The following is a 19,334-nucleotide window of genomic DNA, read 5'->3' as shown; positions in this document are numbered from 1 at the left end:
CTCACTCGTCGTAGACGCCGAAGAGCCCCGACCCGTACCGGGTGACCGCCTCGTACGCCTCGCCGTAGGTCTTGGGAGGCTTCGAGCCGGGGTTGTAGCGGGCGAGGAGAAGACCGGTGAGGCCGACCGCCGGTGCCGTGAGCGGACGGTGCTTGTGCTTCGTCGCGGACGAGGTCGCGTCGTCCTCCTCCGGGTTGCGCCCGACGTAGAGCGCGCGCGGCTTCGGCCAGGTGTAGGGCTGCCGCGGCTCGGTGAGGTTGACCGCATTGAAGATCGGGTTGGCCGTCTGATCTCTCAGGGTCAGAGGTGACAGCCCGTGCTGACGGCAGAGCGTGTTGATGATCGAGCCATGATGCATCTCGTCGTGGATGACGGTCTCTTTGGCCGTGTAGGCGCTGACCACGATCGCGGGCACCCGCACGCCGAGCCGATCGAAGACGAAGCCCATCTCGCCCGGACCGCTGCGGTCGGGCGGCGTCGTCTGCGGCGGGGCCACGTGATCGTACGTCCCGCCGTGCTCGTCGAAAGTGATGACGAGCGCGGTGTTCATGGCGTTCGACCCCTTGTGCGACTTGCTCGTGCGGATCGCGTCGTAGATCTCCTGGACGAGCCGATCGCCGGCGCGGACGTCGGAAAGGGCGCTGTTGTAGACCGGCACGGTCTCTCCGTCGATCTCGACGTCGGTCTCCCGGACATGCTCACCCCACGGCGGATGCATGTCGTTGTGGTTGAACACCATGCGGGGTTCGATGAAGCTGTAGGCGGGAAGGTCGCCGTTCTTCGCGTCCTCGTGGAACTGGCTCATCTCCCGGAAGTTGGTCTTCCAGTAGGGCTGCAGGACGGGAGAGTGGAGGAGTCCCGTGAGGGAGACCAGCTGCGACCCGTCGTAGTAGATCCGCCAGGGGATGCCCGCCTCCTCGAGGCGGTTGAAGATCGTCGGCGCGGGCGGCCCGTCGATCCACTTGTAGTAGCTGTCCCCGCCGTGGTTCGTCACGTACCCGTGAGAAGTCGACGCGTGGAAGAAGAGGCGGTTGCAGAAGGTCTGAGACGGAACGGCGGCGTGCCACGCGTCGTAGACGGCGAACTCGCGGGCGAGCGTCGAGAGCACGGGCATCATCTCGGGGCTGAAGCCGCCCATCGCCACCCGGTACTCGTCCGCCGTCGGAGGTCGGCCCTTGTCGAGCTCGAAGTTGATGATGTAGTCGCGCACGAACCCGTCGTTCGTGGGGGTCGCCCCGGTCGGCGGCGTGTTGAACGGCGGCATCTGGCCGTTCTTCCGGATGTGGGCGTTTCCCGTGGGCTCGACTGTTCCGAAGAGCTGGGTGTTCACATGCGGGAAGTGCTCCCCGGGATCCGGCTGGGGCGACTGCATGATGTGGTCCGTGGACCCGGAGTAGATGTGCGCCTCGATCGCCTCGCCGTCCGGGCCGGGGTTGGAGTACGAGCCCTGGGCGAGCCCATCGAACTCGTCCTTCGACTTCTCCTCGGCGCTGTAGAGGTGGCCGAGCATGTTGTCGAAGCTGCGGTTCTCGAACATGACCACGACGACGTGATCGAATCCCGGCACCTTGCGCGTCGGTAGCGGGGCGAATTCGGGCGGACTGGCGGTGGCCGCAGCCGTGACCGCTGCACCTGCCGAGCCGCCGATCGCGAGGCCCGCGGCGCCGATGCCCGCTCGACGAAGAAAGTCACGACGTGACTGCGGCGAGGACGTGTCCCCGTCCGCCTGCGTGCTGCTTGGATCTTCCACCCGCACCTCCTCTCGCATAGTAGCAACGCGCGCGAGCGCCCAGCGTCGACGGCGACCAACGGATATATCGCTAAGGTCTAGGCATGGCGGAGCGTGTGCGATTCGACAGGAATGCGCGGTACGGCGCGAGCATGGGCGGCGTCCTGTTCGCGGGCTACCTGAACATCGTCACGAGTTTCGACGCCTTCATCCAGGCGGAGAACTACGCCGGGGTGCTGGGCACCGACGTCCCGATCGTGGACGTCTTCGAGTTCCTGGTCTGTCTCGGCTTGTACATCGTGTCGTTCGCGCTCTTCCCCACCTCGGCCGCGCGGCGTCTCGGCGCCGTCACCCTGGCCTGCGTGGCATTGCTGCTCTGGGCCACGATCGGCATCGAGCGGGGTGTGGGCAACATCGTCGAGCCGGTCGGCCTCTGGCAGTTCATCACCGATCAGGGGTTGATCACGCTGATCGTGAGCCTCGGCGGATGGCTGATCGTCAGGGAGCGCACCCCCGCGGCGTACGTCGTCCTCCTGCTGGCCCTGATCTCGCCCATCGTGAGCAGGCTTCTCGTCGAGAGCTCGGTGACCTCCGGGGCCTACGCGCTCGTGACTCTCGGCGTGGTGGTCATCATCGGGCTCGGCGGCGCCTGGGTCGCCGTCGCCATCGACAGATGGATGCGCGCCCGGCGCTCACGTTCGGAAACGGCGCGCCTCAGCGGATGACCGCTGCCACCGCGCTGACCTCGATCAGCGCACCCGGGACGCCCAGACCGGCGACGAGTGCCGCGGTGACCAGGGGCGGCGCCCCTTCCCGCGCCAGCTTCGACGCGACCGCACCGTAGGCGGCGCGCAGATCGGCATCCTGATGGATGAGAACGGTCCAGCTGATGACGTCGTCGAGCCCCGCGCCGGCCGACTCCAGCGCGACCCTGGCGTTCTCGACGGCGCGGGCCGACTGCTCGGCGGCGTCGGCCGAGACGACGGCTCCCGTGGTGTCGACACCGTTCTGACCGCCGACGTAGATCGTGGTCGCGCCAGGGGGCACGACGGCGACGTGACTGAATGCGGGACTGACGACGAGCCCCTCGGGCTGAGCGAGTGTGATCTCCATGAGGGGAGTGTGCACCCGGGGTCGGACACTCCACAATCCGAAGCTCCGCGGGCGGAGTTCACTACGGTGACGGGATGAGCACCATGACGTCAGCGGATCCGGTGGTCCGCGCTGACCCGCCTCCCTGGTGGACGCGCCGACGGCTGATCCTGCTCGTCAGCCTGTTCGTCGTCCCCGTGGCACTCAACGTCGCGTTCAACAGCTATGGCGCATTGACGGTGGATTCCGCGCTCCGCATGGCCTTCGCCGCGGTCGCTGGGCAGACCATCGCGGTCGTCGGTGCGCTCGCGGCCCTCGTCGTCACGATCACGCATCGCCGTCATCTCGCGGGCATCGTGCTCTTCGGGCTCGTCTTCGTCCTCGTCACCGTCTACGCCTGCGCGGCTGCGGAGAGTGCGGGGGCGCTGCTGCTCGATCGGCTCGAGCTCGTCGCCGAAGCGGGTCGACGGGACTGAGCACCAGGAGGGCGCCCTCGGCGGCCGCCCTCCCGTTGTGTCAGAACTTCAGCAGGACCTTGCCGACGCGGCCGGGGGTGCCGCTGGCGCGCACGGCATCGGCGATGTCGGCGGCATCGAAGACGCCCGCCACGGGAAGCGTGAGCGTGCCGTCGGCGATGCGCTGGAACAGCTCTCCGAAGAGGGCCTTCCGGTCGGCCGGGTCGAGCGCCGGGATCACCTTGCTGCCCCAGAAGCCCTTGACGGTGGCCTGCTTGAAGATCACGTCGGAGGACGCGATCTCCATGGTCGGCGAATCCATGGCCCCGAAAGCCACCAGCGTGCCGCCCTCGGAGAGGAGCGAGAGCACGTCCCCGGCCGAGGCTCCGCCGACCGAGTCGACGCCGGCCACGACGCGGGCCCCGCCGATGAGAGCAGCGGCCTGCTCCTTCCAGTCGTCCTGGTCCGTGGCGATCACGTTGGCGATGCCCTGCGCACGGAGCTCCTCGACGCCGGCGGAACGGCGGACGAGTCCGAGGACGTTGATGCCACGGGCGGCACCCAGCTGTGCCAGCATCCGCCCGACGGCGCCGTTCGCCGCGTTCTGGACGATCCAGTCGCCCTCCTCCACGTTCAAGAACTGCAGGAGGGTCATCGTGCTGAAGGGCATCGAGACCAGCTGTGCGGCGCTCTCGTCCGGCAGCGAGTCCGGCACCGGGACGAGTCCCGCCGCGTTCGCGAGGATGTACTCGGCCCAGGCGCCGAACGTACCGCCGGTGGCGACGCGCTGGCCGACGGCGAGATGGTCGACACCTTCGCCCACGGCGTCGACGACCCCGAGCGCCTCGGTACCGGAGGCCGCGGGAAGCTCGGGCTTGAAGCCGTAGGTGCCGCGGACCGTCCACAGATCGTGGTTGTGGATGGGGGAGAGGACGATGCGCAGGCGCACCTGACCGGGGCCGGGCTCCGGGACGGGGCGTTCCTGGACCTCGAGGACCTCTTCGGGCGTGCCGAACGTGGAGTGGATGAGTGCGCGCATGGTGGTTCTGCCTCTCAGGTCAGTCGTCGGAGACGGTGATGGTGACGTCGATGTTGCCGCGGGTCGCATTCGAGTACGGGCACACCTGGTGCGCGGCATCCGCGAGGACCTGGGCCTGCTCGTGCGGGATCTCGGGGATCACGACCTCGAGCTCGACGGCGAGTCCGAATCCGCCCTGGCCGTTCTGGCCGATCTGCACGCGAGCGCCCACCGAGGAATCGGCGATGCGCACCTTCTGGGCGCGGGCGACGCTCTGCAGAGCCGAGTGGAAGCACGCCGCGTACCCGGCGGCGAAGAGCTGCTCGGGGTTCGCACCGTCGCCACTGCCGCCCATCTCCTTCGGAATCGCGAGATCGAATTCGACGCGGCGATCGCTCGTGGCGACGTGGCCGTCGCGTCCGGCTCCGGTGGCGAGGGCCTCTGCGGTGTAGAGAGCTTCCATGGGTGCGGTTCTTCCTTCCGATGGGGTGGTCATTCGCTGCCTCGAGCGTTCGCGGCAGCGGAGTTCGTGGTCGCGTCCTGCAGGAGCGCGGTGAGCTCCTGCAGCTCGGCGATGAGTCGGCGGCGGTGCTCGTCGTCGCGGATGCCGGAGAAACGGGCGACCTGCGCCGGGATGGCGGCGAGCTCGCCGCGCAGCGCCTGACCCTCCGGGGTGAGATTCACCGTGACGACCCGCTCGTCGTCCGCGCGGCGTGCTCGCGTGACGTGGCCGGCCTGCTCGAGCCGGCGCACCAGCGGCGACAGGGTGCCGGAGTCGAGCTGCATCGCCTCGCCGAGCGAGCCGATCGTCTGGTCGCCTTCGTGCCAGAGGATGGCGAGGACGAGGTACTGCGGATAGGTGAGACCCCAAGGGGCGAGCAGCACGCGATACGCCTGCGTCGTGGCGCGGGCAGCGGAGTAGAGCGAGAAGCACACCATCTCATCCGTCACAGCCATATCTGGAGTATGTCACGCAATTGAGTTGTGCACAATTTAGTCGGAGAGGGCGTGGATCGATCGCGCGGATCAGCGCGATCGTCTCGCCCCTAATATGGGCGCATGGAGTCCCCCACGGCGGTGCAGCAGCAGGTCGACGTCGACACCGACCCTCGGATCGGACTCACGGCCTCGCGGGTCGCGGAGCTGACGGCGGACGGTCGGACGAACGCCTTCACGGGCGACTCGAGCCGGAGCGCGTGGAACATCGTCCGCGCGAACGTCTTCACTCTCTTCAACGGGATCGTCGGTGCCTGCTTCCTCGTCCTGCTCCTCCTCGGCCGCTGGCAGGACGCACTCTTCGGCCTCGCGGCGTTCGGCAACGCGATCATCGGATGCTGGCAGGAGTTCCGCGCGAAGGCGGCGCTCGACAAGCTGGCGCTCCTGAACGCGCCGCGCGCGAGGGTGCGTCGGGATTCGGAGGACATCGAGATCGCTCCGGCCGACGTCGTCCAGGGCGACATCCTCGTGCTCCGCGCCGGAGATCAGGTCACTGCGGATGCCGTCGTGCTCGAACATCGGGCGCTCCAGATCGACGAGTCCATGCTGACCGGCGAATCGGATGCCGTAGACAAGGGCGACGGCGATGAGGCGCTGTCGGGCTCGATCGTCGTGGCGGGTGACGGCATCGCTTGCGCCGTGCGGGTCGGGGCGGATTCCTACGCCAACAAGTTCGCCGAGGAGGCCAAGCGGTTCTCCCTCGTGTCCTCCGAGCTGCGCACCTCGATCGACCGGGTGCTGAAGTGGGTCGGCTGGGGGATCGGTCCGATCGGTCTCCTCGTGCTGAACGCGCAGATGATGGTCGCCGGCGGCTGGGTGTCGGCGTGGGAGACCGGAACCTGGACCCAGGCGATCGTCAACACGATCTCCTCGTTGACCGCGATGATCCCGCTCGGCCTCGTGCTGATGACCTCGATCGCCTTCGCCGTCGGCGCGGCGCGTCTCGCGGCCCGGCAGGTGCTCGTCAACGAGCTCCCTGCCGTCGAGGGGCTCGCACGCGTGGACGTCATCTGCCTCGACAAGACCGGAACGCTCACCGAGGGCGAACTCGCCTACCGCGACCTGCTGCGGCTCGATTCGGCGACGGGGGAGTGGCAGGCCGCGCTCGCCTGGTTCGGCAGCGCTCCGGATGCGAACGCGACCGCGCGCTGCCTGCGCGAGCCGTTCCCCGAGGAGAGGCCGCGCGAAGCATCCGCCTACGTCTCGTTCTCGTCTGCTCGCAAATGGAGCGCACTCTCGCTCGCCGACCGCGGCGACGAGACGTGGGTGCTCGGCGCTCCCGAGATGGTGCTCGGAGACGCGGCGACGGATGCCGGAACCGAGGTGGGCGAAGCCGTCACCCGCTTGGCTGCCGAGGGACTGCGCACGCTCGTCCTCGCGTTCACCGCGGACCCCTACTCGTCGGCCGCACAGGAGTCCGAGGCTCTTCCGACGGGTCTCGTGCCGGTGGCAGTGATCACGTTCAGCGAGAAGGTGCGACCGGATGCCGCCCAGACCCTGTCGTACTTCCGTGCCCAGGGCGTCGGCGTGCGGGTCATCTCCGGCGACAACCCGCGCACGGTCGCGGCGATCGCGCGGCAGGTCGGCCTCGATGCCGGTGAGGGGTACGACGCGCGGCAGCTCCCGGAGGACGACGCCGAGCTCGGTCCCGTGCTCGACGCGCACACCGTCTTCGGCCGTGTGACGCCGGAGCAGAAGAAGCGCATGGTGGTCGCGCTGCAGGCGCGCGGGCACACGGTCGCGATGACCGGCGACGGGGTGAACGACGCGCTCGCGATCAAGACGGCCGACATCGGCATCGCGATGAACTCCGGATCGCCCGCGACCAAGGCGGTGGCGCGACTCGTGCTGCTGGACGGTCAGTTCTCGCACCTCCCCGATGTGGTCGCGGAGGGCAGGCAGGTGATCGCCAACATCGAGCGCGTCTCGATGCTCTTCCTGACCAAGACGGTCTACGCGACGACGCTCGCCGTGCTGTTCGGCGTCATGGTGCTGGAGTTCCCGTTCCTGCCGAGGCAGCTGTCGATCACGGACGGGTTGACGATCGGCATCCCGGCGTTCTTCCTCGCTCTGATGCCGAACGCGAGCCGCTACGTCCCCGGATTCCTCCGGCGCTCGCTGGCCTTCGCGATCCCCGCGGGTCTGCTGATCGCGATCGCGCTGACCGTGTACACCCGCGGTGCCATGGCGATCGGCGTCACCGAGCCGCAACTGCGGACCGGGTCGACCATCATCCTGGCGATCGTCGGCATCTGGGTGCTCTCGGTGCTCGCGCGCCCGCTCAACCGCTACAAGGTGCTGGTGGTCGGTGCGATGTTCATCGCGCTGTCGATCCTGTTCACGGTGCCGCTCGCCGGGGAGTTCTTCCAGCTCGTGGATCCGGGTGAGGCGGCCGCGTACCTGATCGCCGGCGTCACGATCGCGACGATCCTCGCGATCGAGGTCGTGCGGCTGATCCACCGGCGATTCCTCGCACGGTCGACGGCCGCAGCAGGAGGATCAGCGGTCGAGGAAGTGCCGCGAACCGGGCGGCGCCCAGACCGCGACGACCACCAGCAGCTCCACGACTGACTGGACGAGGACGGCCCAGTCCCACGTGGTGGTGAGCGCTGTCACGGCATGCAGCGCCAGCTGCACGCCGATGTAGATCGTCAGCAGCAGGCGGGCGAGACGACTGCCGCGCGCGATCGCCGCCGCCACGGCGAGGGTGAGCAGACCGAACAGGATGACGGCGGCGCCGATGAGCGACACGGCGAGGACGTCGCCGTCGGGCACCTGATACCGGCTCAGCAGCACGGTCAGCCCGAGGAGAGCATTCGACAGGCCGCTCAGCACGACCAGGATCACGACGACGGTGACGACGACGGGGCGCTTGTGTGAGCGGGGTTGCTCGGTGACGATGTCCACGCGCTCACTGTACAAGCAGGGTCTGATCCGTGAAGTGATCGCCGAGCGGTGTGATGCTCTGCTAGCGTCCGTCTACCCGGCCACGAAGGAGAAAGACCATGGCAGTGATCTCGAGAGGCTTCGGCGCACGCCGCAGAGAGAGCGACCCGAAGCTCCCACCGGGCCAGTACCTGACCGAGGACTTCCCGGTGCTCTCCGCGGGGCCGACGCCGCAGATCTCCACCGCCGAGTGGAGCTTCGGCATCCGGAACGAAGCAGGTGCGGTGACGTCCTGGACCTGGGACGAGCTGCAGGCGCTCCCCATCGAGGACGTGCACACCGACATCCACTGCGTGACGCGCTGGTCGAAGCTCGGCACCACCTGGCGGGGAGTCTCGCTCGACACGCTCCTCGCCGGCGTCGACACGGCCGCGTCGTACGCGATGGCGCATTCGTACGGCGGGTACACCACGAACATCGCCCTCGACGATCTGCTCGGCGGGCAGTCGTGGGTCGCCTTCGAGTTCGACGGCGAGCCGCTGGATCCGGAGCACGGCGGCCCGGCACGCCTGCTCGTGCCGCATCTGTACTTCTGGAAGAGCGCGAAGTGGGTGAGAGCGCTCACCCTGATGGACGAGGATGCGCCCGGCTTCTGGGAGCAGAACGGCTACAACATGCATGGCGATCCGTGGACGGAGGAGCGCTATTGGTGATCGTCGGAGGATGGCGTCCGGCGCGGGTGATCGAGACGCGGACCCAGACGCCCTCCGCGCGCAGCATCCGCCTCGAGGTTCCGGGGTGGACGCGCAGCGATGCGGGCCAGCACGTCGATGTGCGGCTCACGGCGGAGGACGGGTATCAGGCTGTCCGCTCGTACTCGCTCGGGTCCTACGGGTCGTCGACCGAGGTGATCGAGCTCGCCGTGGACGAGGTGCCCGACGGCGAGGTCTCGCCGTATCTAGTGCGTGACGTCCGGATCGGCGATGAGCTCGAGGTCAAAGGACCCCTCGGGCAGTTCTTCGTCTGGCGTCCGGATCAGGAGCTGCCCGAGCGACGGGGGCCCGTGCAGCTGATCGCCGGAGGATCGGGCGTCGTGCCTCTCGTGGCGATGATGCGTGCGGCGCAGGATGCCGGGGCGGTCGAGTCCGTCCGGATGCTGTACTCGGTGCGCAGCCCCGAGGACGCGATCTATCGCGACGAGGTCGTGTCCGCCGCCGCGGCCGGTGTGGACGTGCGCTGGGTGTACACGAGGTCGGCTCCGCCCGACTGGGAGGGCACGGTCGGACGCGTCGATGCCGACACGCTCCGAGACGCGGTCTGGCCCGTCGAGCGGGAGCCGCTCGTGTTCGTGTGCGGCCCGACCGGTTTCGTCGAGCATGCGGCGGACACGCTCGTCCGACTCGGGCACGATCCTGTGCGCGTGCGCACCGAGCGATTCGGAGGTCGCTGATGGATGCTGCGAACACGTCGATGATCGTCGACGGCAACTGCCTCGCCGGGATGACGGGCGACCTGTTCGGTGCGGACGTCACCGCTCTCGTCGCCGTCTGCTCCGGGTGCGGAACGGAGGCGCGTGTCGCTGAGGCCGTCGTCGAACTCGACAGTCACGCCGCGATCGTGCGGTGCCGATCCTGCACCAGGACGCTGTTCACCCTGTTGCGCGGGCAGGACGGCGCGCGGTTCGTCGTCGGGACGCTCGGCGAGATCCGGGCCTGACGGGATCCGGCTCCTCCTACATCACCCTCGCGGTGCCACGGGGTCCGGTCTTTTGGCAACCCCCTTCATGAGGCGCTGCTCGGAGCGCAGGCTCGACCCGACGAGCAGAACGGGGTCACGACCCCGAGAAGGAGAAGAAGCGTTGGCGGAGTCCCTGAGCAGAGGTGACCGGGTGTCGTGGAATACGTCGCAGGGGCGCACCTGAGGCGTGGTGGAGGAACGGCGCGTCGGAGGACTTCGAGCTCGACGGTCAGAGGCTCACGGCATCCGCAGGTGAACCGGCGTTAATCGTGAAGTCGGAGAAAACCGGCGCCCGCGCGGCGCACAGGAGCTCGGCTCTCCGGCGATTGACGAAGACCTCGAATGAAGGGAGACCGTCATGAGCAGCACGATCCGTCTTGAGGAACGACCCGATGTCGTGACCGAATGGAGTAGCGCGAACAACACGTACCGATTCACCTACGTCGCACCAGGGGAGTGGGACGTGCACCGCGCGCACGACCTCGACTACGTCGCCCATCTGCGGCGCGACGGCGACCTCTACGACTTCCGGGTCGAGGAGGGCAACCCGGTGGCGAGCGGGCGGACCCTGTCGCTCAACGAACTCGAGGACCTGCTCCTCTGATCGGAGTCCATCAGCAGGGCCATTGTGATTTCGAACTCTGCGGGACGGTGGGCGAACTGCCGTGTGCGCTAGCTTGAGCGAGTGACTAGTCAGACAGTGCAGCCCGGTTGGCACCCAGACCCGTCCGGCCAGTTCGAGCAGCGGTACTGGGACGGCGCGGCGTGGACGGAGCACGTCTTCGCCGGCGGCGCGCAGATCATCGCCCCGCTGGTCCGGACCCGCGCAGAAGCTCGTGCATTGGCATCGCCTTCCTCGGGCGCGCCAGTCCCGGTCGAGAGCGCTACCGTCGTCGAACAGGCGCCGGGAGCCGTTCATCCGGTTGTCGGACAGAACTCGCTGGTCCTGGAGAACATCCCGCTCGTCGGCGCGCGCAAGCACGCTGAGAAGCTGCGCTCTGAGGTCGCGCGGCTCCAGGGACTCATCGACCAGTACGGGCTCCAGGAAGTGGCCGCCCTCGACGACCTGAAGCGCCACCTGAACCAAGAAGTCGATGGCGTGCGCGGGCAGGTCGCCGCCGCTTCGGCGGAGCTTGCATCGCGTCAAGCGGACATCGCGTCTACGCAAGCCTCGCTCCTGGACCTTCGCGGAGCCGTCGAGGTACAAGAGCTCGGTCTCTACGACTACGAGCATCCCGCCGAGGACTCAGTCGCCCTCGCGACGCAACTGGAAGCACTCCGCGCGGATATCAAGACGGCCGTCCGCACCGGCCGTGCGACGCAGGCGACGAGTAACTTCACCTTCAACAACAGCACGGCCAAGGGCGCGAAGTTCGTACGTGACATGTCGAAGCTCATGCTGCGCTCCTACAACGCCGAGGCCGAGAACTGCGTGAAAGCTGTCCGGGCTGGGAACCTGGCCACGGCGCAGAAACGACTGACCACCGCGATGGAGCAGATCGCTCGTCTCGGCACCATGATCGACCTGAGCATCACGTCGTACTTCCACCAGCTCCGGCTCCGTGAGCTCGAACTCGCCAACCGGCATCTCCGCGCCGTTCAAGAGGAGAAGGAAGCGGAGCGCGCGCACCGGGAAGAGCTTCGGGAACAGCGCAAGGCCGAGAAGGAACTCGCCGCTGAGAAGGCACGCCTCGAGAAGGAACGCGGGCACTACGCCAACACCATCGCGGCGCTCGAAGCGAATGGCGACCACGAAGGGGCGGAGCGCATGCGGGTGCGTCTGGCCGATGTCGAACATGCCATCGAGAACGTCGACTACCGTGCAGCCAACATCCGCGCCGGCTACGTCTACGTCATCAGCAACGTCGGCTCGTTCGGACCCGACGTCGTGAAGATCGGCCTGACGCGCCGCCTCGAACCGATGGACCGCGTCAACGAACTCGGCGATGCATCCGTCCCCTTCCGGTTCGACGTCCACGCCCTCTTCTTCGCCGATGATGCAGTCAGCATCGAAGCGATGCTGCACCAGCACTTCGCCGACCGACGCATCAACCAGATCAACTTGCGCCGCGAGTACTTCCGCGCGACACCAACTGAGGTGCGAGAGGTGTTGAAGGCGCACTCCGTGGAGCTGCTCGACTTCAAGCTGGAACCAGCGGCCGAGGAATACCTGGCGACCCGCGCGTTGCAGGGCAACTAGGCCGCGGAACCCTCGGGTGTCGCAGACGCTGGCACCTTCGATGACAACCTACGAGCCCGCGTCCTGACTGAGAGTGGTGCTCGGTAGAGGCCGCGGCATCGATTGCCCTGAGAAATCGTGCAGCGTGCCCCCGCGTCCCCATTCGCCACTCCACGCGCCGCCACGTCGGGACGCGTCGTCGCGTTGGGGGGAGATGGGCGGCGCGCGGAGCCTCGGGCGAATGGGGCCCCTCAGCCGGGGGTTACCTAGAAATCGCAGAAGGGGACCGTCCTGGCGGACGGTCCCCTTCTGCGATTTCGTGCCCCCGACAGGAGTCGAACCTGCGACCTACGGTACCGGAAACCGGCGCTCTATCCACTGAGCTACGGAGGCGTACCGAACGACGATATCACTCGTCGGGGGTGGTCTCCGACCCGCCGGCCTCGGTGACGGGAGCGCCGCGCAGCTCGTCGAGCGCGGCGTCGAGCTTCTCGGCCAGATAGCGGTGGCCCTCGGTGGACGGATGCTTGTGACCGAAGTCCACGTCGATGACGGCGAGGTAGTTCTGATCGGTGATCCAGTTCAGCGCGATGGGGGAGATGTACCACCAGCCGCGCGCGGCCGCGAGCTCGGAGAGATCGGTGTCGATGCGCGCGGTCGCGGCGCCCACCGGCAGCTCGTGCGGTGCGGGACCCAGCACGACGATCGACGCCTCCGGGTACTTCGCGGCGAGAGCGTCCCACGCGGCGGTGACGGCTTCGCGGTAGCCTGCCACACCCTGCGCCCGGTCGTTGATCGAGCCCTGGATGATGATCAGGTTCGGCGCGAGCGCCGGGTCGAGCAGGGCGATGCGCTCGCCGAAGGCGGGACCGTCGAGCCCGGGCTTGAGGTAGCCGCTGCCGCGGACGCCGTCGACGATCGTCTCGCCGTCGATCAGACTCGCGAGCACGTAGGCGTAGCCGAGGGTGGGATCCGTCGCCGCCGACCCGTAGGTCCAGGAGTCGCCGAAGACGAGCACGCGCGGGTGATCGGGCAGGCTCAGCGGTGCCGGGGCGACGACCGTGGCAGCGCTTCCGTCACCGTCCGCGGCCGCGACGGCGGGGGCCGCGGAAGGGAGCGGAGTCCACGGTCGCCACACGCCTAGAACGCCCGCGGAGACGGCGAGCAGCAGGGCGATGGCGATTCCCGCGGTGCGCAGTCGGCGTCGGGCGGCGGAGGCGTGCATTGCATGAGAGTAGATCACCCGGGGGCGATCACAAATTCCCCGCGCCGCCCCGGCGTCGGAGACCGTCATCCTGCGCCGTAAACTGGGACGGCTATGAACCCTGAAACGCTCGCCGAAGCCCTCCTCGCCGTCCTCGCACCGATCGCGGAGGAACGACGTCCCGGCGAGCCCCTCCAGCTCACCGCCTCCGACATCGTCTTCGAGCGTCCGCGCAACCGCGACCACGGCGACTGGGCCTCGAACATCGCCATGCGCCTCGCGAAGCCCTTCGGCACGAACCCGCGCGAACTCGCTCAGCAGATCGCCGACGGGCTCGCCGGAATCGACGGCGTCGCCAGCGCCGAGGTCGCGGGCCCCGGCTTCATCAACATCCGCCTCGACGCCGCCGCTGCGGGTGCGCTCGCGAAGACGATCGTCGACGCCGGACCCGCCTACGGCACGAACGAGACCCAGTCCGGCCGCAGCATCAACATCGAGTTCGTCAGCGCGAACCCGACCGGTCCGCTGCACATCGGCCACACCCGCTGGGCGGCGCTCGGCGATGCGATCGGCCGCGTGCTCGCGGCATCCGGCGCCACCGTGGCGCGCGAGTTCTACATCAACGACGCCGGTGCGCAGATGGAGCGCTTCGCGCAGTCCATCGTCGCCGCGGCGAAGGGCGAGCCGACGCCCGAGGGCGGCTACGCCGGCAGCTACATCACCGATCTCGCCGCACGCGTGGTCGCGTCGCGCCCCGACCTCCTCGACCTGCCGGACGACGAGCAGGTGATCGTCGCCCGCGAGCTGGGCTACGAGTTCCAGCTCGCCGAGCAGCAGGAGTCCCTGTCGAAGTTCAACGTGCACTTCGACGTCTGGTTCTCCGAACGCACGCTGCACGCGAAGAACGCCGACGGGGTCAGCCTCGTCGACCAGGCCGTCGACCGTCTGCGCGAGCAGGGTCACGTCTTCGACCAGGACGACGCCGTGTGGGTGCGCACCACCGACTTCGGTGACGACAAGGATCGCGTCATCCGCCGCTCCAACGGCGAGTACACGTACTTCGCCGCGGACGCCGCGTACTACCTGAACAAGGGCGACCGTGGCTTCGCGCACAAGATCTACCTGCTCGGCGCCGACCACCACGGCTACGTGCACCGCCTGAAGGCACTCGCGGGAGCCGCGGGCGATGATCCTGAGAAGGACGTCGAGGTGCTCATCGGGCAGCTCGTCTCGGTCGGCGGGGCTCGGCTGAGCAAGCGCGCGGGCAACATCATCGAGATGGACGACCTGCGCGAATGGCTCGGCACCGACGCGCTGCGGTACTCGCTGGAGCGCTCACCGGCGGACTCGCCGCTCGCGCTCGACCCGGAGCTGCTGCAGAAGCGCACGAACGACAATCCGGTGTTCTACGTGCAGTACGCGCACGCGCGCACCCACAACGTGGCCCGCAACGCCGCCGACTCCGGCGTCGACCGCTCGGAGTTCGCCCCCGAGACGCTCACGCACGAGTCCGAGGCGGCGCTGCTCGGCGCGCTGCAGGAGTTCCCGCGCATCGTCGCGTTCGCCGCCGAGGTGCGCGAGCCGCACCGCGTCGCCCGGTACCTCGAGGAGCTCGCCGGCCTGTACCACCGCTGGTACGACAACTGCCGGGTGATCCCGCTGAGCGACGACCCGATCGAGAGCGTGCACCGCACGCGCCTGTGGCTGAACGACGCCGCCGGTCAGGTCTTCCGCAACGGACTCGACCTGCTCGGCGTGTCCGCTCCGGAGCGCATGTAGCGACCGCTGCCGAACGCGCCGGTAGGGCAGGATGGCAGCATGAGCGACGACAACCACACCCTGCCGTATCCGGACGCTTCGGCAGAGCATCCGACGCTCGTGATCCCGGGGTCCGATGCGCCCGGGAAGGCGGATGCCTCGCGGCCGAAGCGCCGTCGCCGCTGGCCGTGGGTGCTGCTGATCGTCGTGGTGCTGCTGGCGCTGCTCGTCGTCGCGGCGGAGTTCATCGCGCGCTCGATCCTCCCGGGGGTCGTGCGCTCGCTCGTCATCGAGCAGCTCGACCTTCCCGCCGACCAGCAGCTCGACGTCGACGCGGAGGGCGTGCTGCTCCCGCAGCTGATCGGCGGACGCCTCGACACGCTGCACCTGTCGACGGATGCTGTGACCCTCGAGGGGATCACCGGCGCCGCGGATGTCACCGCGACGGGGATCCCGCTGCGCGGGGGAGACCTCGGCGGAGCCTCCGGCACGATCCGGATCGATCAGGCGGAGTTCACCACACTGCTCTCCGGCACCGACCTGCCGGTCGAGTCGGTCGTCTTCGACGCGCCGAACGCGACGCTGAGCGGCTCGTTCACCGTCTTCGGCGCGGCCGTCCCGATCACTCTGACGCTCACGCCCGGCGCCGCAGAGGGGGACCTGGAGCTCACGCCGGTGGGGCTGTCGATCGGCGGGCTCGATGTCGATGTGGACGGTGTCGGCTCGATGCTCGGCTCCGTCGGCGACAACCTCACGCAGCCGCAGCGCATTTGCATCGCGGACCAGCTCCCGGCGGGGCTCACCCTCACGGGACTCGCGATCGTGGGCAGCGAGGCCGTGATCGACATCGACGTGAACGGGGCGATCGCGACAGATCCGGCGCTGCTCGAGAAGGGCGTCTGCCCGCGCTGACCGGCGGTCGTGGTCAGCGCGTCCGGGATTCGATACGCCGAGCGAGCCAGGAGGCACGCTGCAGCGGGATGCCGTGACCGCACCCGTCGACGATCTCCCGCTCGCTCAGCGGCCGGGCCTCCTGCAGCGCGGCAGCCGAGCGCTTCATCAGCGACTTCTCCTTCGAGCCCGCGAGGATCAGTGCTGCGCCCGGGAAGTCCCGCCATCCGTCCGGCGGTGTGAAACGCAGGTTCTCGCCGACGGCGTTGAGCAGGGTCTCTCGGGATATGCCGGCTGACGTCCGCACATAGTCGTCGAGATGCTCGGGCGGGACGAACAGCTCCCGCGCCTGGAGCTTCGCGAACCACTCCTGTCGAGCGAGCCCTGCCGTCGCACCGAGCAGGGCGAGCGTAGGGCCGACAGCCCGCAGCGGGACGGCCTGGGCGCTGACGACGATCACGTCCTCGACCAGATCCGCGCGTCGGGCAGCGAGCAGCACTGCCAGCTGGGCGCCGAGCGAGAAGCTGACGACCGTCGCCGGCCGACCCTCGTGTTCGAGCAGCTTCTCGAGTGCCGGGAGCACATCGTCGTGCGAGGTGTAGGTCTCGTCCGCGCTGCGCCCATGACCCGGCAGGTCGGGCACGAGGATCCGGCGCTCCTGGTCGAGGTGCGCGCGCATCGGCTCCCACATCCACCCCGCCACGCCGCCGCCGTGCAGGAGCAGCAGCGGCCTGCTGCCTTCGGGGCCGAAGCGGTTCACGTGCATCGTCAGTTCCTCTCGAAGCCGGCGGCCATCAGGCCCACGGTGTCGATCGCGCTCTCGAGCTGCTCCGCTGAGAGGGGGCCGAGCAGACGGGCGGCGGAGAGCAGGCCGATCGTCGCGCTCGACAGCGCCAGGGCGAGCGACTCCGGGTCGACTCGTGGGTCGAGCTCTCCCCGCGAATGCAGGTCGCGCACCCACTCGACCACGCCGAGATGACGCGCCCGGTAGCGGCCGTCGTCCACGTCGGTCACATGGCTGCCGAGGATGCCGCGGTCGTCGAGGAATGCGGCGGTCATCAGCGCATCGTCCAGCAGTGCACGTGCGGAGGCCCGGTAGGCGACGCTGAGGGGCGGTCGCTCGCCGGTCTCGGCCCGCACGCGATCACTCAGCCGCGCGGTGCCGCGCTGCAGCAGGGCATCGAGGACGTCGCGCTTGGAGGCGAACTCCCGGTAGACGGCGCCCTTCCCGATTCCGGCGTTCGCGGCGATCGCCGCGACGCTCATCGCGTCGAATCCTTCTGCGAGCACGAGCGCCTCGGCGGCGTCGAGGATGCGCTCCCGCCTATTCGGGACGAGTGGTCGGGGCATCGTCGATCCTCCGGAGGTGGGCGAGCATCGCCGGGACGACGATGTCGGGACGGTCGCGCTGCACCCAGTGTCCCGCGTCCGGGACGGGGAGGAGCGTCGCGCGCGGCATCCGCTCCGCCGCGAACCGGATGCGCGCGATCGGCACGCCGCTGTCGTGATCGCCGTGCACGAAGAGAGTCGGCGTGCGGATCGAGGCCAGCTGGTCCGCGTAATCGGTGCGCAGCCGATTCCACAGGACCTGGTCGTGCTGCCACTCGCCGAAAACGGCGGTGCCGGTGCCGGATGCCGCCTCGGCGAGGACCGCATCGATGAGCTCCGGCGTGCGCGCCGTCGGGTTGCGGACGAGATCCTGGAGGCCGCGCTCCATCGCCGTGCGGTTCCGCATGTAGCGCCTGGTCATCGCCGACAGTGCCCCGGTCCGCAGCAGGAGGAAGGTCGTGAAGTGGGTCAGTCCGCCGAGGAAGCCGTCGGCGAGCCGGGGCATGAGGCCGTAGCATCCGAGCAGCATCGCCCCGCGAGCGCGGCCCGGCCGGTCGAGAAGGTGGCCGAGCGTCATTCCGCCGCCGAGCGAGAGACCGCCGATCACGTAGTCCGTGAGACCGACCGCGTCGGCGAACTCGCCGACGTAGCGGACGAGACGTTCCTGCGTGAGCGGCCACTCCGCCCGCGGGCTGCGGCCGAAGCCCGGATGATCCGGAGCGATCACGCGGTGCCCGGCCGCTGCGAGTGCGGGTCCGACCTCGGCCCACGACAGTTCGGCGCTGTCGGCGCCGCCGCCGTGCAGCAGGAGGACGGTCGAGCCCGTCTCCTCCGTCGGCCACCACTCGAGGAAGGAGATCTCAGCACCGGCGGTGGTGACGAGTGCGCGTCGCGGTTCCATGGGCTTCCTCTCGTTGTGACCAGAATATCCGATCTGGTCACAACGAGGGCCGAAACGGCGTCAGGATTCCTTGCCGCCGCCGGGAAGTGCCTTCTGCGCGGCCCGGAGCTCGGCGGTCGCGATCCGCACGTCGACCTCGGCGCGCTGCAGGCGTCGCTGCGGGAACGTCGTGGCGCCGAAACGCTGGTGCACACGGTCCTTCCGCTCCTCATCGGCGGTGACGATGAACGCGCAGGCCAGCAGCATCACCTGCGTGGAGAGGTTGAGCCAGATGAGCAGCGCGAGCAGGGAGGCGAAAGAGGCCAGCAGCGGGTTGCTGGTCGCGCCTCCGACGAACAGGCTCGAAAGCTGCTGCAGCACGACGAGACCGACCGCACCGAGCAGCGCGCCGCTCCACAGGGAGCGCGCCGCGGGGCGCACACCGGACAGCAGTCGGAAGATGCCGACGAGCAGGAGCGTGTCGAGGGCGAACACGATCACGAGGGAGAGGATCGGTGCGCTCCAGCTGACGAGCGGCGAGTCCGCAGGAAGCCCGAGCAGATCGCCGATCCACGCGACGCCGAGCTGACCCACGAAGGTCACGGCCGCCGCGGCGATGAAGGAGAGGCCGATGCCGAGCGCCAGAGCGAGGTTGCGCAGGATCACCCACACCCAGAGGATGTCGTCCTGCACGGTGCCGGCGATGACCCGCACGGCGGTGCGGAGCGACCCGATCGCACCCAGGGCGGCGCCGATGAGCGCGACCAGCGAGACGATGCCCGCGACTGACAGCGACGCGGGCTTCTGCAGATCCTTCGGGTCGATCACGCCGCCGTCGCCGATCAGGCCGGGAACCACCGACTGGACCGAGTCGATGATCGCCCGCCATGCGTCGGGATTGCCCGCCAGCCACAGCGCCGCGACGGAGAAGCCGAGGAGGACTCCCGCGAAGACGCTGAACAGCGCCCGGTAGGTGACGCTGTCCGCGAGCATCGGACCGCGGCGCTCGGTGTAGAGCAGCGCGGCGCGCACGAGCCGTCTGCGCAGCGCCCACGCGATCAGGGGCTCGGTGACGCGCGCGACGAGCCCGGGGCGAGCGGTGGTCTCGGAGGGCGATTCGGTGTTCATCACGCCCCCACCCTATGAGCCTCCGCGAAACCACCGGAGGGGCTTGACGTCC

The 19,334-nt window shown here is 68.9% G+C and carries 21 protein-coding genes, 1 tRNA gene and 1 pseudogene; 11 read left to right on the top strand and 12 right to left on the bottom strand.

Going from position 1 to position 19,334, the window contains the following annotated elements; translation table 11 throughout:
- Position 1 precedes the first annotated feature (1 nt).
- Positions 2 to 1,750 carry an alkaline phosphatase family protein gene (locus ABS642_RS05970; protein ID WP_350352602.1) on the bottom strand — a complete coding sequence of 583 codons (1,749 nt, stop codon included), beginning with the start codon at positions 1,748 to 1,750 and terminating at the stop codon, positions 2 to 4.
- Between the two features lie 83 nt (positions 1,751 to 1,833).
- On the opposite strand from ABS642_RS05970, the gene ABS642_RS05965 reads away from it, so the two are divergent.
- Entirely contained in the window at positions 1,834 to 2,454 is a 621-nt protein-coding gene (locus ABS642_RS05965) for a hypothetical protein (protein ID WP_350352601.1), read from the top strand.
- Here ABS642_RS05965 and ABS642_RS05960 read toward each other — a convergent pair.
- Positions 2,444 to 2,842: a RidA family protein gene (locus ABS642_RS05960; RefSeq protein ID WP_350352600.1), complete on the bottom strand. Its 399-nt coding sequence runs from the start codon at positions 2,840 to 2,842 to the stop codon at positions 2,444 to 2,446. The two genes, ABS642_RS05965 and ABS642_RS05960, sit on opposite strands and share 11 nt — an antisense overlap.
- 74 nt (positions 2,843 to 2,916) lie before the next feature.
- Here ABS642_RS05960 and ABS642_RS05955 point away from each other — a divergent pair, with 74 nt between their 5' ends.
- Positions 2,917 to 3,297 carry a hypothetical protein gene (locus ABS642_RS05955; protein WP_350352599.1) on the top strand — a complete coding sequence of 127 codons (381 nt, stop codon included), beginning with the start codon at positions 2,917 to 2,919 and terminating at the stop codon, positions 3,295 to 3,297.
- Positions 3,298 to 3,337: 40 nt separating this feature from the next.
- On the opposite strand, the gene ABS642_RS05950 is transcribed toward ABS642_RS05955, so the two are convergent.
- Genes ABS642_RS05950 through ABS642_RS05940 form a run of 3 tightly spaced genes read right to left on the bottom strand, consistent with a single transcriptional unit; the run spans position 3,338 to position 5,251 of the window.
- Positions 3,338 to 4,315, bottom strand: coding sequence for a zinc-binding dehydrogenase (locus ABS642_RS05950; protein ID WP_350352598.1), 978 nt, complete (start codon positions 4,313 to 4,315; stop codon positions 3,338 to 3,340).
- A 19-nt stretch (positions 4,316 to 4,334) separates the two neighbouring features.
- Positions 4,335 to 4,757, bottom strand: coding sequence for an organic hydroperoxide resistance protein (locus ABS642_RS05945; RefSeq protein ID WP_350352597.1), 423 nt, complete (start codon positions 4,755 to 4,757; stop codon positions 4,335 to 4,337).
- A 29-nt stretch (positions 4,758 to 4,786) separates the two neighbouring features.
- Complete coding sequence (locus tag ABS642_RS05940; protein ID WP_350352596.1) at positions 4,787 to 5,251, bottom strand: MarR family transcriptional regulator; 465 nt, start codon at positions 5,249 to 5,251, stop codon at positions 4,787 to 4,789.
- Positions 5,252 to 5,353: 102 nt separating this feature from the next.
- On the opposite strand from ABS642_RS05940, the gene ABS642_RS05935 reads away from it, so the two are divergent.
- A complete protein-coding gene (locus tag ABS642_RS05935; protein ID WP_350352595.1) occupies positions 5,354 to 7,861 on the top strand; it encodes an HAD-IC family P-type ATPase in 2,508 nt (835 codons plus the stop codon).
- On the opposite strand, the gene ABS642_RS05930 is transcribed toward ABS642_RS05935, so the two are convergent.
- Complete coding sequence (locus ABS642_RS05930) at positions 7,790 to 8,197, bottom strand: hypothetical protein (RefSeq protein ID WP_350352594.1); 408 nt, start codon at positions 8,195 to 8,197, stop codon at positions 7,790 to 7,792. The two genes, ABS642_RS05935 and ABS642_RS05930, sit on opposite strands and share 72 nt — an antisense overlap.
- Positions 8,198 to 8,295: 98 nt before the next feature.
- On the opposite strand from ABS642_RS05930, the gene ABS642_RS05925 reads away from it, so the two are divergent.
- The 6 genes and pseudogenes from ABS642_RS05925 to ABS642_RS05900 all read left to right on the top strand — a co-directional run bounded on the left by ABS642_RS05925 (position 8,296) and on the right by ABS642_RS05900 (position 12,113).
- Positions 8,296 to 8,889, top strand: a complete 594-nt coding sequence (locus ABS642_RS05925) for a sulfite oxidase-like oxidoreductase (protein WP_282213770.1) — start codon at positions 8,296 to 8,298, stop codon at positions 8,887 to 8,889.
- On the top strand, positions 8,886 to 9,626 hold the full coding sequence (locus ABS642_RS05920) for an FAD-binding oxidoreductase (protein ID WP_350352593.1): 741 nt from the start codon (positions 8,886 to 8,888) through the stop codon (positions 9,624 to 9,626). The genes ABS642_RS05925 and ABS642_RS05920 overlap by 4 nt, the downstream gene beginning before the upstream one ends.
- A complete protein-coding gene (locus ABS642_RS05915) occupies positions 9,626 to 9,892 on the top strand; it encodes a DUF6510 family protein (RefSeq protein ID WP_350352592.1) in 267 nt (88 codons plus the stop codon). Before ABS642_RS05920 ends, ABS642_RS05915 begins: the two co-directional genes overlap by 1 nt.
- A 142-nt stretch (positions 9,893 to 10,034) precedes the next feature.
- A pseudogene (locus tag ABS642_RS05910) lies at positions 10,035 to 10,275 on the top strand (DUF2945 domain-containing protein).
- Positions 10,272 to 10,517, top strand: coding sequence for a hypothetical protein (locus ABS642_RS05905; protein ID WP_350352591.1), 246 nt, complete (start codon positions 10,272 to 10,274; stop codon positions 10,515 to 10,517). Before ABS642_RS05910 ends, ABS642_RS05905 begins: the two are co-directional and overlap by 4 nt.
- A gap of 96 nt (positions 10,518 to 10,613) precedes the next feature.
- Positions 10,614 to 12,113, top strand: coding sequence for a DUF4041 domain-containing protein (locus ABS642_RS05900; RefSeq protein WP_350352590.1), 1,500 nt, complete (start codon positions 10,614 to 10,616; stop codon positions 12,111 to 12,113).
- A 299-nt stretch (positions 12,114 to 12,412) separates the two neighbouring features.
- On the opposite strand, the gene ABS642_RS05895 is transcribed toward ABS642_RS05900, so the two are convergent.
- Positions 12,413 to 12,485 (bottom strand) — tRNA-Arg (locus ABS642_RS05895).
- 16 nt (positions 12,486 to 12,501) lie between these two features.
- Positions 12,502 to 13,317 (bottom strand): SGNH/GDSL hydrolase family protein, encoded by an 816-nt coding sequence (locus ABS642_RS05890; RefSeq protein WP_350352589.1) that lies wholly within the window; start codon positions 13,315 to 13,317, stop codon positions 12,502 to 12,504.
- A 93-nt stretch (positions 13,318 to 13,410) separates the two neighbouring features.
- Here ABS642_RS05890 and argS point away from each other — a divergent pair, with 93 nt between their 5' ends.
- Together argS and ABS642_RS05880 are read left to right on the top strand one after the other, a co-directional pair.
- On the top strand, positions 13,411 to 15,075 hold the full coding sequence (gene argS / locus ABS642_RS05885; protein WP_350352588.1) for an arginine--tRNA ligase: 1,665 nt from the start codon (positions 13,411 to 13,413) through the stop codon (positions 15,073 to 15,075).
- 39 nt (positions 15,076 to 15,114) lie between these two features.
- Positions 15,115 to 15,966, top strand: coding sequence for a DUF2993 domain-containing protein (locus ABS642_RS05880; protein WP_350352587.1), 852 nt, complete (start codon positions 15,115 to 15,117; stop codon positions 15,964 to 15,966).
- A gap of 13 nt (positions 15,967 to 15,979) precedes the next feature.
- Here the strand turns inward: ABS642_RS05880 and ABS642_RS05875 are convergent, their stop codons facing one another.
- Genes ABS642_RS05875 through ABS642_RS05860 form a run of 4 tightly spaced genes read right to left on the bottom strand, consistent with a single transcriptional unit; the run spans position 15,980 to position 19,282 of the window.
- A complete protein-coding gene (locus tag ABS642_RS05875) occupies positions 15,980 to 16,711 on the bottom strand; it encodes an alpha/beta hydrolase (RefSeq protein WP_350352586.1) in 732 nt (243 codons plus the stop codon).
- Positions 16,712 to 16,713: 2 nt separating this feature from the next.
- Positions 16,714 to 17,295 (bottom strand): TetR/AcrR family transcriptional regulator, encoded by a 582-nt coding sequence (locus ABS642_RS05870; protein ID WP_350352585.1) that lies wholly within the window; start codon positions 17,293 to 17,295, stop codon positions 16,714 to 16,716.
- Entirely contained in the window at positions 17,270 to 18,175 is a 906-nt protein-coding gene (locus ABS642_RS05865) for an alpha/beta hydrolase (RefSeq protein ID WP_350352584.1), read from the bottom strand. Before ABS642_RS05865 ends, ABS642_RS05870 begins: the two co-directional genes overlap by 26 nt.
- Positions 18,176 to 18,235: 60 nt before the next feature.
- Positions 18,236 to 19,282, bottom strand: coding sequence for a YihY/virulence factor BrkB family protein (locus ABS642_RS05860; protein ID WP_350353407.1), 1,047 nt, complete (start codon positions 19,280 to 19,282; stop codon positions 18,236 to 18,238).
- Positions 19,283 to 19,334 lie beyond the last annotated feature (52 nt).

It is taken from the genome of Microbacterium sp. A8/3-1 (assembly GCF_040267695.1).
Classification (GTDB): Bacteria; Actinomycetota; Actinomycetes; order Actinomycetales; family Microbacteriaceae; genus Microbacterium; species Microbacterium luteolum.
Note: the sequence above shows the minus strand (reverse complement) of the source record. Positions and strands in the feature narration are given on the sequence as shown.

What these genes read in the sequence shown, in the direction of transcription:
- ABS642_RS05965 (WP_350352601.1), top strand. Translation starts at nt 1,834, where the DNA reads ATGGCGGAGCGTGTGCGATTCGACAGGAATGCGCGGTACGGCGCGAGC.
- ABS642_RS05960 (WP_350352600.1), bottom strand. Translation starts at nt 2,842, where the DNA reads ATGGAGATCACACTCGCTCAGCCCGAGGGGCTCGTCGTCAGTCCCGCA.
- ABS642_RS05955 (WP_350352599.1), top strand. Translation starts at nt 2,917, where the DNA reads ATGAGCACCATGACGTCAGCGGATCCGGTGGTCCGCGCTGACCCGCCT.
- ABS642_RS05950 (WP_350352598.1), bottom strand. Translation starts at nt 4,315, where the DNA reads ATGCGCGCACTCATCCACTCCACGTTCGGCACGCCCGAAGAGGTCCTC.
- ABS642_RS05945 (WP_350352597.1), bottom strand. Translation starts at nt 4,757, where the DNA reads ATGGAAGCTCTCTACACCGCAGAGGCCCTCGCCACCGGAGCCGGACGC.
- ABS642_RS05940 (WP_350352596.1), bottom strand. Translation starts at nt 5,251, where the DNA reads ATGGCTGTGACGGATGAGATGGTGTGCTTCTCGCTCTACTCCGCTGCC.
- ABS642_RS05935 (WP_350352595.1), top strand. Translation starts at nt 5,354, where the DNA reads ATGGAGTCCCCCACGGCGGTGCAGCAGCAGGTCGACGTCGACACCGAC.
- ABS642_RS05925 (WP_282213770.1), top strand. Translation starts at nt 8,296, where the DNA reads ATGGCAGTGATCTCGAGAGGCTTCGGCGCACGCCGCAGAGAGAGCGAC.
- ABS642_RS05915 (WP_350352592.1), top strand. Translation starts at nt 9,626, where the DNA reads ATGGATGCTGCGAACACGTCGATGATCGTCGACGGCAACTGCCTCGCC.
- ABS642_RS05905 (WP_350352591.1), top strand. Translation starts at nt 10,272, where the DNA reads ATGAGCAGCACGATCCGTCTTGAGGAACGACCCGATGTCGTGACCGAA.
- ABS642_RS05890 (WP_350352589.1), bottom strand. Translation starts at nt 13,317, where the DNA reads ATGCACGCCTCCGCCGCCCGACGCCGACTGCGCACCGCGGGAATCGCC.
- argS (WP_350352588.1), top strand. Translation starts at nt 13,411, where the DNA reads ATGAACCCTGAAACGCTCGCCGAAGCCCTCCTCGCCGTCCTCGCACCG.
- ABS642_RS05880 (WP_350352587.1), top strand. Translation starts at nt 15,115, where the DNA reads ATGAGCGACGACAACCACACCCTGCCGTATCCGGACGCTTCGGCAGAG.
- ABS642_RS05875 (WP_350352586.1), bottom strand. Translation starts at nt 16,711, where the DNA reads ATGCACGTGAACCGCTTCGGCCCCGAAGGCAGCAGGCCGCTGCTGCTC.
- ABS642_RS05870 (WP_350352585.1), bottom strand. Translation starts at nt 17,295, where the DNA reads ATGCCCCGACCACTCGTCCCGAATAGGCGGGAGCGCATCCTCGACGCC.
- ABS642_RS05865 (WP_350352584.1), bottom strand. Translation starts at nt 18,175, where the DNA reads ATGGAACCGCGACGCGCACTCGTCACCACCGCCGGTGCTGAGATCTCC.
- ABS642_RS05860 (WP_350353407.1), bottom strand. Translation starts at nt 19,282, where the DNA reads ATGAACACCGAATCGCCCTCCGAGACCACCGCTCGCCCCGGGCTCGTC.